Origin of the sequence: Methanoregula sp., assembly GCF_049690535.1 — an archaeon.
Taxonomy (GTDB): domain Archaea; phylum Halobacteriota; class Methanomicrobia; order Methanomicrobiales; family Methanospirillaceae; genus Methanoregula.
Genome location: NZ_JBAVMX010000063.1, coordinates 22,558 through 34,134, shown reverse-complemented (window position 1 = coordinate 34,134; position 11,577 = coordinate 22,558). Strand labels below are relative to the sequence as shown.

12 protein-coding genes are annotated in these 11,577 nt (G+C 52.7%); 6 read left to right on the top strand and 6 right to left on the bottom strand.

Annotated features, from left to right (window positions below; translation table 11 throughout):
- Nucleotides 1-120 precede the first annotated feature (120 nt).
- Nucleotides 121-462 (bottom strand): transcriptional regulator, encoded by a 342-nt coding sequence (locus WCE46_RS04845; RefSeq protein WP_424732570.1) that lies wholly within the window; start codon nucleotides 460-462, stop codon nucleotides 121-123.
- A 249-nt stretch (nucleotides 463-711) separates the two neighbouring features.
- Between WCE46_RS04845 and nifS the strand changes: the two genes are divergently transcribed.
- Genes nifS through WCE46_RS04820 form a run of 5 tightly spaced genes read left to right on the top strand, consistent with a single transcriptional unit; the run spans nucleotide 712 to nucleotide 3,874 of the window.
- The gene (gene nifS, locus WCE46_RS04840) at nucleotides 712-1,908 is read left to right on the top strand and encodes a cysteine desulfurase NifS (RefSeq protein WP_424732569.1); all 1,197 of its coding nucleotides are present in this window, start codon (nucleotides 712-714) and stop codon (nucleotides 1,906-1,908) included.
- The gene (nifU, locus tag WCE46_RS04835) at nucleotides 1,901-2,335 is read left to right on the top strand and encodes a Fe-S cluster assembly scaffold protein NifU (protein WP_424732568.1); all 435 of its coding nucleotides are present in this window, start codon (nucleotides 1,901-1,903) and stop codon (nucleotides 2,333-2,335) included. The genes nifS and nifU overlap by 8 nt, the downstream gene beginning before the upstream one ends.
- A 44-nt stretch (nucleotides 2,336-2,379) precedes the next feature.
- Complete coding sequence (locus tag WCE46_RS04830; RefSeq protein WP_424732567.1) at nucleotides 2,380-3,165, top strand: HesA/MoeB/ThiF family protein; 786 nt, start codon at nucleotides 2,380-2,382, stop codon at nucleotides 3,163-3,165.
- Nucleotides 3,162-3,440, top strand: coding sequence for a ubiquitin-like small modifier protein 1 (locus tag WCE46_RS04825; protein ID WP_424732566.1), 279 nt, complete (start codon nucleotides 3,162-3,164; stop codon nucleotides 3,438-3,440). The genes WCE46_RS04830 and WCE46_RS04825 overlap by 4 nt, the downstream gene beginning before the upstream one ends.
- Before the next feature lie 17 nt (nucleotides 3,441-3,457).
- Nucleotides 3,458-3,874 carry a molybdenum cofactor biosynthesis protein MoaE gene (locus tag WCE46_RS04820; protein ID WP_424732565.1) on the top strand — a complete coding sequence of 139 codons (417 nt, stop codon included), beginning with the start codon at nucleotides 3,458-3,460 and terminating at the stop codon, nucleotides 3,872-3,874.
- A 159-nt stretch (nucleotides 3,875-4,033) separates the two neighbouring features.
- On the opposite strand, the gene WCE46_RS04815 is transcribed toward WCE46_RS04820, so the two are convergent.
- The 3 genes from WCE46_RS04815 to WCE46_RS04805 all read right to left on the bottom strand — a co-directional run bounded on the left by WCE46_RS04815 (nucleotide 4,034) and on the right by WCE46_RS04805 (nucleotide 5,959).
- On the bottom strand, nucleotides 4,034-4,855 hold the full coding sequence (locus WCE46_RS04815) for a hypothetical protein (protein WP_424732564.1): 822 nt from the start codon (nucleotides 4,853-4,855) through the stop codon (nucleotides 4,034-4,036).
- Nucleotides 4,856-4,914: 59 nt separating this feature from the next.
- Nucleotides 4,915-5,526 (bottom strand): hypothetical protein, encoded by a 612-nt coding sequence (locus WCE46_RS04810; RefSeq protein ID WP_424732563.1) that lies wholly within the window; start codon nucleotides 5,524-5,526, stop codon nucleotides 4,915-4,917.
- A 196-nt stretch (nucleotides 5,527-5,722) separates the two neighbouring features.
- On the bottom strand, nucleotides 5,723-5,959 hold the full coding sequence (locus tag WCE46_RS04805) for a hypothetical protein (protein WP_424732562.1): 237 nt from the start codon (nucleotides 5,957-5,959) through the stop codon (nucleotides 5,723-5,725).
- Between the two features lie 195 nt (nucleotides 5,960-6,154).
- Between WCE46_RS04805 and WCE46_RS04800 the strand changes: the two genes are divergently transcribed.
- The gene (locus tag WCE46_RS04800) at nucleotides 6,155-7,672 is read left to right on the top strand and encodes a small ribosomal subunit Rsm22 family protein (RefSeq protein WP_424732561.1); all 1,518 of its coding nucleotides are present in this window, start codon (nucleotides 6,155-6,157) and stop codon (nucleotides 7,670-7,672) included.
- Between the two features lie 148 nt (nucleotides 7,673-7,820).
- Here WCE46_RS04800 and WCE46_RS04795 read toward each other — a convergent pair whose 3' ends face one another.
- Nucleotides 7,821-9,923, bottom strand: coding sequence for a beta strand repeat-containing protein (locus tag WCE46_RS04795; protein WP_424732560.1), 2,103 nt, complete (start codon nucleotides 9,921-9,923; stop codon nucleotides 7,821-7,823).
- Nucleotides 9,920-11,335 (bottom strand): hypothetical protein, encoded by a 1,416-nt coding sequence (locus WCE46_RS04790; RefSeq protein ID WP_424732559.1) that lies wholly within the window; start codon nucleotides 11,333-11,335, stop codon nucleotides 9,920-9,922. Before WCE46_RS04790 ends, WCE46_RS04795 begins: the two co-directional genes overlap by 4 nt.
- Nucleotides 11,336-11,577 lie beyond the last annotated feature (242 nt).

Below are 11,577 nucleotides of genomic sequence, written 5' to 3'. Positions count from 1 at the left end.
GAGAATGCGACAAGCATGGATCCCTTCTCTGCAATCTTTCCGAGGACAAGTTTGCGGCAGGCAGTAGTGTCCATAATACATCCACGTAGTCTTAAAAATCGGGATTAAATAAAATAAAAATCAGCTGCCGCACCGGTGGCTGTCTGTATTGCTGCTTCCGCACTGGTACTCCTCGCCCTCCCGGAGCTGGTGACAGATGTCGCAGGTGCGCTGCACGAGATTCACATCCCTGCCCTCTTTTAAATCCCGGGCAAGCTGTTCTATTGACTGCTTGATATCGTTCTCGAACTCGATGCGGTAACCGCGTTTCCCGGAGAGATACTGTGAAACCGCCGATGGTGCAATCTCCAGCATCCGCGCCGCTTCGACCTGCGACACACCACATTTCACGAGCTCCACCGCGATAGCTGCACGGATCGCCGGCAGGACATCCCATACGATCTTCTGGCAGGGGGCTTCCATTATATCACAACCTTTAAGTTATCACAATTGTTACATAAATACGTTGTATTCACAATTGTGAATTGGCCGTGCGACCATAAAAAACCATGTCTTACCGCGCCTGAAACCGGTAGCGTACTTCCCGCAGGATCCGGGGCAGTTCATTCTGTGGATGCACCGGCCGGGAAGAACCGGGCCACATTCCTATGGTAACAAAAGAATAATCAGAGAACCAACGAGATATTCACATGTACTTTAAGGAAAGAGAGTATGGGACACCAGCGCATAATCTACATGGATCACTCTGCAACGACGTATGCAAAGAAAGAAGTCGTCGATGCGATGATCCCCTTCTTTACCCAGCATTTCGGCAACCCCTCGTCCATCTACGGGATCGCCCGCGAATCGAAGACTGCCATTGACACGGCCCGGGCACAGGTGGCAAAAGCGCTTGGGGCAGACCCGGATGAGATCTACTTCACATCGTGCGGGAGCGAATCCGACAACTGGGCGATAAAAGGCGTTGCCTATGCCAACCGGAAGCGGGGCAATCATATCATCACGACAGCGATCGAGCACCACGCCGTCCTCCACACCTGCCAGTTCCTTGAAAAAGAGGGATTTGCGGTGACCTACCTCCCGGTAGACCGGTACGGTCGCGTCGATCCGGCGGACCTTGAGAAGGCGATCACCGACAAGACGATCCTCATCTCGATCATGTACGCGAACAACGAGATCGGTACCATCGAACCGATTCGGGAACTTGCCGAGGTAGCAAAGAAGCATAAAGTGTACTTCCATACCGATGCGGTGCAGGCGATAGGAAACGTGCCCATCGATGTGAAAGCGCAGAATATCGATATGCTCTCGCTCTCCGCCCACAAGTTCTACGGCCCCAAGGGTGTAGGGGCACTCTATATCAAGAAAGGAGTCCGGATCGAGAACCTTATCCACGGCGGTGGCCAGGAAAGGAAAAAGCGGGCCGGTACTGAGAATATTGCCGGTATTGTCGGGTGCGGGAAGGCAATCGAACTTGCCACCGCCGATATTGAAGGCCATAACGTACGGATCCGGGCGATGCGCGACCGGCTCTTAAAAGGCGTTCTTGAGAAGATAACCAATGCCCGTCTCAACGGCCACCCGACAGAACGTCTGGCGGGGAACTTCAACGTCAGTTTCGAATTCATCGAAGGGGAGTCTATGCTCCTGTGGCTGGATGACGAGGGTATCTGCGCCTCGACCGGCAGCGCCTGCACGTCCGGCTCGCTCGAACCCTCGCACGTACTGCTCGCCACCGGCCTCCCGGTGGAGATCTCGCACGGTTCACTCCGGCTGACCCTTGGCGATGCGAACACTGAAGAGGATGTCGATTTCGTGCTCGAAGTGCTGCCGAAAGTGGTATCTCGTCTGCGGGATATGTCTCCCTTATACCAGAAAGCGACAAAGGACGGTGGATGCAATGTATAGCGAAACTGTGATGGATCATTTCAAAAACCCGCGCAATGTCGGAGAGATCGAGAACCCTGATGGCGTCGGGGAGGTCGGGAACCCGGTCTGCGGCGACATCATGAAGATCTTTTTGAAGATCGAAAACAACATCGTCGTAGACGCGAAGTTCAAGACCTTCGGATGCGGGGCGGCAATCGCGTCAAGCAGCATGGCCACCGAACTTGTCCGGGGAAAATCGCTTGAGGACGCGTGGCAGCTCTCCAACAAGGCGGTCGCCGAGGCACTTGACGGCCTGCCGCCGATAAAAATGCACTGCTCGGTGCTTGCAGAAGAAGGCATCCATAAGGCGATCAACGATTACCGGGTAAAACACGGTCTCGAACCGTGGCAGGAAACATCATCCCATTCACATGAGCACGGTGAAGAGTCCGGGTGTCAGTTATAGGGCAGGCACTCCCGTATCGGATCCGTTAATGTCAGGTGAAACAGATGCTCACTCTACGCGAACACGAACGGTACAAACGCCAGCTGATGCTCTTTGGGGATGAAGGGCAGGAACGCCTCAAAAAGGCCAATATATTTATTGCCGGGGCCGGTGGGCTTGGCTCCCCGGTCTCGATCTACCTTGCGGTGGCCGGTGTCGGTACATTAACCGTGGTAGACAAGGATGTTGTGGAGTTAACCAACCTCAACCGGCAGATCTTACACTACGACAGGGACATCGGCAGAAAGAAGGTTGCATCGGCAGAAGAAAAACTCCAGGAGATCAATCCTGATATTACCGTAAAGGTGATCGATACCAACATCGACGAATCAAACGCAGCACGGCTTGTTGGCCGGGCGGATGGCATTGTCGATGCGATGGACAACTATCCCACCCGGTACCTGCTCAACGATATAGCACTTGAAAAGAAGATCCCGCTCTTCCACGGCGCGATACGGGGATTCTACGGTCAGGCGACGACCATCATCCCGGGAAAAACCGCGTGCCTGCGCTGTATCTTCCCGTCTGCCCCCCCAAAGGAGGTCTTTCCCGTGGTCGGGGTGACGCCGGGATTCATCGGGATGATCCAGGTCAATGAAGTGCTCAAGTACCTGCTTGGCACCGGGGATCTCCTGGCAAACCGTCTCCTGATCTGGGACGGAATGACCGCACACGCAGAAGAAATCTGTGTCGTGAGAAACCCGGCCTGCATATCGTGCGGAGCAGGGCACGCGTCAAAGAAGACAACAGCGGTAAAATATAAGAAAACACCATCGGGGAAGAAGAAATGACTGTCAAAATAAGATTTTTCGCCCGGTTCCGGGAACTGCTCGGGACCGATATCGTGGTCGCAGTCCCGAAGAACAAGGGGCTGTCTGACCTCGTTAAGGATGTGGCCGGCAGGAACAAAGAAGGGTACGACGCAATTTTCGATGAGAAGGGCGCCTTCCGCGAGTTTGTCATTCTGATGCAGAACGGGAAACGCCTGGAAACCTCCGATGCGCCGGAGATCAAGGTTGCTGACGGCGATGAGATCGCGGTGTTCCCTCCGGTGGCGGGCGGATAACCGGCAAGGGTGCAGCCATGATCGCGATCCAGACCGAAGATGTCGATATCGGGAAGCTGATCACTGCGGCAAAGCAGCGGGGGACCGGTGCCATCGTCGTCTTTGACGGGATCGTCCGGGACGACGATATCCGCGAGATGGAACTGGAGGCGTATGAGGAGGTTGCGGTGCCTGAACTGGAGAAGATCGCGACCGAAGCAAAAAAGACCTACAACCTCCTCTCTGTCGATATCATCCACCGGATCGGCCGCCTTGCCGTCGGGGAGAATATCCTTATCATCGTAGTGAGTGCAGGGCACCGCGAGCAGGCTTACGGGGGCTCCCGGTTTATCATCGAGGCGATCAAGGCCGGTGTCCCGATCTGGAAAAAAGAGCTCCGAAAGGATGGCGACCGGTGGGTTCCCGGTGAGCACCAGCACGGGTGCGAAACCTGAAACCGAGCGACCCCCCATTTTGACAACAGTTTATGATGATTGCAGTGAGGTTCTCACTGACAACTTTTTGATTTACCGTTTGTTGAAAAACTTAACGATTGCTAGGAGAATACGCGGGTTATCTTCGTTTTTACAAAATCTGGCATATGAATTCGGCCCCTAACTATTTCCCGGGGAAGTAGGATGAAACCGATACTGGAAAAGAGGGGGGAGAGGGGGCAGAGTATAGACATAGATCCCGGTGACATTTCCTGATCCATAGGAATAACTCCCTGTAATAATCGAATCACTCCAGTTCCAGACCCGCTCCTCGCTCATTGTCTTGTCGGGATAATAAAGATAATAAGAAACTCCAATAAACTGAATGATTACTGAAACGAGAATGAGAATTCCTGCCACTACCAGAACAATGTTCTTTTTCCCGAGGGTATGTGTTGTCTGTGGAGTTCCAAAATAATTGTTCAAAAAAAATCCGGTATAGAAACCCAGTACGGGAACAAATCCTGTCAGAAACCTTGGTCCGTAACAATATGCGGCTGATGAATCCCAGAGACTAAAAAAACTGTACACGAGAACCTGCAGGATTAGAACCGGTCCGAAAATAAGCAGTACTTGCTCGGTTTTACCGTTATGTACCTGCAATAATTTAAAAAATCCGACGATTGAAAGGATAAGGACAGGACAGAAAATAAAGAGACCCACATTGGGTGCAATGAGCAGTCCGACAAAATTTTTAATAAAATCGGTACTCATGACAAAAAATTTGATGTTTTCATTATATCCGCCGAAAACATTTCCAAAAACCGAATAGTTATAGTATAAAAACGGGAGTCCTCCGATAAGTCCTCCGGATATATACTGAATCAGTTTCGCTCTCTGATACCATAGGATATAGAATACCACGGGAATAAGCAGAACTGAATCAGGAGGCCGGTTGAAAATGAAAAGGCCGGAGACAATTCCCAGAAGGAGAATATTCATTGACCCCTCCTTTTTCTCATTCCTTACGATAAGGTAGATGAGGAAAATCAGGAGGAGTTCTACCGTCCCGTGCTGCCACACAATGCCTGGCTGCTGATGGACCAGGTACTGGTGGCAAATGCAAAAATGCACGTCACTCCAAGCGCTACTTTTTTCGAAAATAACTCTTTTGAGACCAGATAGAAAAAAACTCCTGCCAGCGCCGCTATTACTGAAGCAGCGGTCTTTGCCAGGATCAAAAATCCGGTGGGAAGAAGGGGAATATTGAAGACATTGCATATCACGTACGAGATTCCGTATACCGGTGTTATGAGAATGGGAGTCACTATCGGAAACAGCGAGACATAATGACCGTTTATAAGAGGAAACGCATAGCTTAAATCCGGATTGGAAACGAGGGAGGGATTATAATCAAAATTAAGATTCTGGTTCTCTAGGATCGATGCCGGAAGGAACGACGCGGGTACCGTATCCCCACTGATTATTCCAATTCCAGTCACGGTATTATATGCGATAAAAAGTAGGAGAAATAGGACAACAAAATCGTATCTGGTTAACAGTCCGACAAGATTTTGTACAATTCCGGAGAAATCAGAAGGAGCCGCACACTTATATCCACATTTATTGTTTTTAGACGAAATATGTCGATCTTTTTTCTCTTTCGATTTCATAGTTCCTCGGTGAGAAAGTATCCGGTTCATACCTGATTGCCCTAAAAAACTCACGGGTTTTCAATCTGCATGACTGAGTCTTTGAATAATGGGCGTTTCTACGTAGTTATATGAGGGCACTCCCTTAAAGGCTGTAAATTCAGCACATATTTCAGAGAAATTATCTCCCTCTTCATAGATAAAGACCGGTTAACCGTCAGGCCACCTTCTTTTCCATGAGTTTCCGGTACATCTCCTCACCCACGCATTCCCGGGCATGTTTGCACCATTGCACGCATGATGCGATATCATTGTAGATCACAAATCCACATTTGCTGCACTTCACCGAGACATCGTTTGAGAAGAGCTCCACTTCTTCCCCGCACTGCGGGCACTTCTTGATGGTGAGCGTCGGCGTCCGCAGGTTGGCCGCACCGGGACAGTGATCGAACATGTGACCATTCCTCTAACGTATGTTGTCCTCCCGGTACATGAACCGGACGGTTCCCCTGTTTAGTATCATGAGCGGGGAAAAGAACAAGGGAAGAAACCGGGTATATTGTCATATTTTCAGCCGGATATTGCAGGAAAATGGCGCGCCCTTCATCCAAAGATGTATGAGCGCCTGCGGCAAAGATTCCGGCAGGTTATGACCGGGAAGCAGTTCATTTCAACGGTAAAATACGTGGCCGGTACAAAACAGTCTTTTTCGCTTTCCGAGATTGCGGTCTACCTGGATGAACCGCAGTCTGTCGATCATATGTACGCCACACTCCTGCCGCATCTTGCCAAACTCGGCCTTACCGCAGAAAAGACAGGCGGGGATTACGAAATTTCGCGGCTCTTGCCGTCCCCGGCATATTGCCTGAACGCGGCTGAGGAACAACGACTCGGCGAGTATCTTGAACTCCGCACCCTTCCCCCGGCGCTTGAGATGGCTGTCGAGCAGTACATCACCAGAAAGACCGGTAAGGACTGGTCTGACCCGGTCATCCTCGAACGGCTCCGCCGTGCCATTGTTTCCCAGAAGGACGATTACTGGAAACCGACCGACAAGCGGTCGCTCCAGTACACGAAAGGGTATTCGGTGCTTGGTTACCTTGCGTACCATTTCCCGGTCTACGTTATGCAGACCCGGCACATTCTCGCGCAGCTCGCCCGTGAAGGCCTGCTGAAACGTGAGATGACGATCCTCGATCTCGGGACCGGTCCGGGTGTCATACCGCTTGCCGTCGCGGATTTCTGGTCATATCTGGATACGACCCGGGCGATGGTCTGGCCGGTCGAGCGTTCGAAAGAGCACATCGAGGCGTTTGGTGCTCTTGTACAGAGTGTTGCCACACAGAACTCCCACGTAGCGATCGAGCCCCCCCGGGAAGCGGATATCGCCGATCCAGCACATATCCCTCTCCCGGAACGTGTCGACCTGATGGTCTTCTCGAACGTGCTCAACGAGCTGGCCGCCCTGCCGGTCGCGGCGCGTGCAGACCTCGTTATAAAATATGCCGAACGGCTTGCACCGGACGGGACGATCCTTATTATCGAACCCGCGGAGGAAGCGACGTCCACCGGCCTGCGTGTCCTTGCCCTCGCGTTGAAGAAGCGGGGGCTCACGATCTATGCGCCCTGCACGTTTGTCTGGGGCACGAACTGCACGCCGGACCGGTGCTGGAGTTTTCAGACCGCGCCCTCCATCCGGCCCACCCGGATCATGAACATGCTTGCAGCGTGCAGTGAGCCGTTCCGGTACGTGAACACCGACATCAAGTACAGTTACGTGATGCTGCGGAAGGATGGGAAGACACGCTCCTCCTGTCACATCCCAAAGGACACGAGAGCGCCGCGGCTGTCCAAGATACACCTGAACGTGGGAAAACGGATCACGGTAGTGGCGGCGAAGATGTCCGAGGATCTCGGGGATAATGAGACCCATATGTTCAGGCTCTGCGACGGGTCGGCTGAAAAACCGGTATATGCCGTGCTGCCTGCGTTTCATATTACCCCGGAAAACCGTGAGCTGGGGTCTGCACCGTACGGGACGGTGCTTGAGGTCCGGAATGTGCTGGTGAGGTACAACCCGGCGCACGATGCGTATAATCTGCTCGTGAGCAGGGATACGCAGGTAATTCCCCATTCATGTAAGGAGAAAAATCTGATTAAAATTTAGAATGACCGGATGGACAGGCACTGACCCCTCCGTCAACAGGTGCTTTGCAATTTGTAAAAAAATGAAGTTTTCTACAGAGCCGATGGTAGTCTGTTGTGGCTGAAGTCCGCGCTCTTTGATCCAACAATCTCCCGGCCACTATCGGGGATTAATAATACTTGAGGATGACGTAACCGGTGCCGCCAGCGCCTCCATTCCCCGTGCTGCCGCCACCGCCACCGCCACCTCCGGTGTTTGCAGTACCGGCGCTCCCGGTTCCAGCACCAACACCACCGTTACCGCCACCACCTGAGGTAGCACCAGTACCCACAGTTCCACCAGTATAAGCACCGCCACCGCCACCTCCGGAGTAAATTACGCTATTGATGGGACATGTGGTTCCCGCGCCGCCATTACCGGCAACAGTAGTGGCAGCATTACCCCCAGTAACTGTCCCGCCGCCGCCACCGCCGCCATAATAACGGGTTGCTGTTGTAATACCCGTTCCACCATTATTTCCTTGACTCGGAGTTGTAGCCGGTGTATTGCCCGCTCCGACAGTACCACCGGTTTCTATGGCACCTCCACCGGAACCACCAGTTACTCCGTTGGGAATACCCCCTCCTCTAGCGCTACCTCCACCGCCACCACCGGCTGCGGAAATAGTTGAAAAGACAGAGGCGATACCGGATCCACCCTGACCATTGCCGGCATTTGTTCCCCCGACTCCACCGGTGGCACCAACAGTTACCGTATATGGACTGATTAAACCGGTTAATGTGCCGGTACGGAATCCACCAGCGCCTCCGCCTCCACCGTAATACCCTCCACCACCGCCTCCACCTATTACACAGTATTGAACGGTAGTTGCACCTGAAGGCACAGTCGATGTACCTGATGATGTGAAAGTCTGGATTATGTAATAATCGTAGGCTCCTGTCCCGGTTGCGCTGCCACCGGCTGTGGTGACAACAACATTTGCTAACCCGGCTGAACCCACCGGCGTAGACGCAGGAGTAGTCGCGGTGAGCGAACCACTGTTGCTCACTGAGACGCTAGTTGCCGCTGTACCGCCAATGGTTACACTGGTCGCTCCGATAACAAAATTCGTCCCGGTGATGGTTACGCTGGTACTACCCGATGCCGGGCCGGTCGCCGGCGAGATGCTGCCGAACGTCGGAGCTGCTGTGTAGGTATACGCCCCTGTTCCGGTAACGCTGCCACCCGGTGCGGTGATGACAACATTTACAGTCCCGGCAGCTTGGGCAGGTGTGGTCGCGTTGATTGAAGTATCGTTGTTCACCGTGAACGATGCCGATGTACCTCCGACGGTTACTGCGGTGGCACCGGTAAAGCCCGTTCCGGTGATTGTAACCAAGGTACCTCCCGATGTGGGACCGGCTGTTGGACTGATACTGGTATAGGTCGGGATTAGTGCAAATGAGGCGGCGATGGTATGGGATACCTGAACGTTCGTGAAGACATACGTTGAATTACTGCCAACGGATGAGCCATCAACCAAGACACTGGTAATATTATACCCGGATTTCGGTGTGATGGTGAAAGACTGGCTCCCACCATAGGTTACACTCACGGTGCCGTTCGGGGAGATCGTACCGTTGGCTCCTGCTGATGCCGTGATTATCGGGTTTGTTGCAAAGGTTGCAGAGATGGTGTGGGACGTGGTGACATTGGTGAACGTGTAACTAGTTATTGCACCCTGCGATACGCTGTCCGCGAAAACTCCCGATATATAATACCCGGAGTTCGGAGTGATAGTGAAGGACTGGCTCCCACCATAGGTCACACTCACGGCGCCATTCGGGGAGATATTCCCGCCGGCTCCTGCTGATGAGGTTATCGTGCATGGCCCCGCCGGCCCGAAAGAGGAAGAGGCCACGATTACCGGGGATCCCGAACCAATATACTCGATCTGCACGCTCGATGGCGGAGTGGTTCCCGGCAGGGTATAGGTAAGGGTCGCTCCAATTGACCACGTTGCAGGGGGGTTAAACTTCGACGTAAGGTCATTACCGTTCACCAGAATTAAATAGGTCCCGTTTTGAAGTGCATCCCCTCCATCGTGCTTGATAGATACGGTCTGGCTCTGGATTGAGGTGACGGTGCTGACCGACGGGATCTTCTGGGCCTGGGGCTGGGAGAGAACCGCGACGGCAAGGACCGATCCGGCAAGGACGACTATCGAGATCAACAGGACGGTCCCGATGATCTCGGAGACTGCATCATCCTGCCTTCTGCCGGATATTCTCATGAACTCCCCGCACTCTGCACATTGGCCGAAAGATTGGCAGCTGCCACTTGAAGCGTAATATGTGGATTACCATCGTTTATCCATTTTAATTGAATATAACTGCCATTGGTGACAGTACCTACGCTATAATACGTTGTCGGGATCCCGCCGGTCTGGTTTGCTGCTGAGTTCAGATAGTTCGCCCACATTGTGGCAGCATTTGGATCAGGTGTTGTGATATTAATGCTTGCGTTCCAGGTATTGGGACTGACTGGCGCATACGGCAGGCTGCCGGAATTGGACTCCAGGGACGTCGATACCTGTGCCGGGCTGCTGCCACCGATCGCACCTGAGTTCGCAGGATCGTATGCGAGCGCTACGATGTTCACGGTAATGTTTCCGTTCCCGTTGTTGACGAATGTTATCTCGGGCGGAAGTTTGTACGTGATCCCGTCGATCTGGGAGAGAAACACCCCGCCCATCTGGTTATAATAGCTCTGAGGGATCCAGTAGTTATTGTTGGCAGAGTACTCGACGGCACCGAGCGGGACTGAATAGGTATACGGGGACTGGACCTGGTAGGCATACTGGGCCGCTACTGTTGAAGTAGTAAGTGCTGGAGTTCCGGTTGTTGAAAAAGTCATTGTCGCAGGATAGGTGATGACCGATTGTAATCCGTATGCCGGATCGAGCAGGTTGATCGAATAGAGGGGTCCCGGTGTAATATTTGAGTATACCACGGCCCTGTTTAAAGATGTGACACTATTTTTCACTACGGTGACCGTAATATCAGAGCCATAACACCCTGTCTGATAAGTCACATTATTTCCAAATCCGGGGGTAAGGCAATCAGAAATATTCGGGGTAACATTGACTGTTGCGTTCCAACCATTCCCTATTATCAGGACACTCCCCGGAGTGGGGTTGCCCCAAGAGGCATTTGCCGTTGAGATATTAATCAGGAGGCTTGAGGGAGCATTCGGATAGGTCTGCGTCGTGGGAATCGCGGACTGGCCAACAGAGTACATCGTAGTCGTGTTGGTGATATAGGACGCGGACGAAATGATAAAAATTTCCGGTGTAGTCGTTCGCTGGTTGATCGCGAGTGTCCCGCTCGATCCAACTGGCTGCAGGATCGGAATAATACTGGTGCTCCCCTGTGCAGTCTGGCCGGCCGTGCCCAGCGGGAAACTGGTACTCATAGCTAGACCTGTCTGGTGGTTTGTCCAGAGCGAATCAACATTGATTTTGTATGCGATAAACTGGTCTTGTACATCGTTCATATGATTGATCTCGTTCTCGCGGCCCTGCACCGGGACGCCGTAGACCATGTACAGGGAGAATGCGGCCATAACTATTCCGAGAATAAGCACAAACCCGATTACTTCAGAAAGAGCCCGTTCCTTGTGGGACGACGCAGTACCGCCTCTCATGTTCAGATTATTCCTTTATGGCTTGGTTTATAAAGTTGTTAGTGTCCGTTTTTCGTGCTGCATGGTCATATTGGGATTAATCCATCGGGACACCTGCCCATGAGGTTTCGGGTCATGACACGCTTGCGATCCAACGACCCGGACCGTACTCATGTATGCCACTATGCATACTAATGAGTCCGGCCGGGACCTGAGGGGGGCAGGGGGTACCCCCTGTTGGCCCGGCATATGGGGGGAGGGTA

What these genes read in the sequence shown, in the direction of transcription:
- nifS (WP_424732569.1), top strand. Translation starts at nt 712, where the DNA reads ATGGGACACCAGCGCATAATCTACATGGATCACTCTGCAACGACGTAT.
- WCE46_RS04790 (WP_424732559.1), bottom strand. Translation starts at nt 11,335, where the DNA reads ATGAGAGGCGGTACTGCGTCGTCCCACAAGGAACGGGCTCTTTCTGAA.
- nifU (WP_424732568.1), top strand. Translation starts at nt 1,901, where the DNA reads ATGTATAGCGAAACTGTGATGGATCATTTCAAAAACCCGCGCAATGTC.
- WCE46_RS04795 (WP_424732560.1), bottom strand. Translation starts at nt 9,923, where the DNA reads ATGAGAATATCCGGCAGAAGGCAGGATGATGCAGTCTCCGAGATCATC.
- WCE46_RS04825 (WP_424732566.1), top strand. Translation starts at nt 3,162, where the DNA reads ATGACTGTCAAAATAAGATTTTTCGCCCGGTTCCGGGAACTGCTCGGG.
- WCE46_RS04800 (WP_424732561.1), top strand. Translation starts at nt 6,155, where the DNA reads ATGACCGGGAAGCAGTTCATTTCAACGGTAAAATACGTGGCCGGTACA.
- WCE46_RS04820 (WP_424732565.1), top strand. Translation starts at nt 3,458, where the DNA reads ATGATCGCGATCCAGACCGAAGATGTCGATATCGGGAAGCTGATCACT.
- WCE46_RS04845 (WP_424732570.1), bottom strand. Translation starts at nt 462, where the DNA reads ATGGAAGCCCCCTGCCAGAAGATCGTATGGGATGTCCTGCCGGCGATC.
- WCE46_RS04830 (WP_424732567.1), top strand. Translation starts at nt 2,380, where the DNA reads ATGCTCACTCTACGCGAACACGAACGGTACAAACGCCAGCTGATGCTC.
- WCE46_RS04810 (WP_424732563.1), bottom strand. Translation starts at nt 5,526, where the DNA reads ATGAAATCGAAAGAGAAAAAAGATCGACATATTTCGTCTAAAAACAAT.
- WCE46_RS04815 (WP_424732564.1), bottom strand. Translation starts at nt 4,855, where the DNA reads ATGAATATTCTCCTTCTGGGAATTGTCTCCGGCCTTTTCATTTTCAAC.
- WCE46_RS04805 (WP_424732562.1), bottom strand. Translation starts at nt 5,959, where the DNA reads ATGTTCGATCACTGTCCCGGTGCGGCCAACCTGCGGACGCCGACGCTC.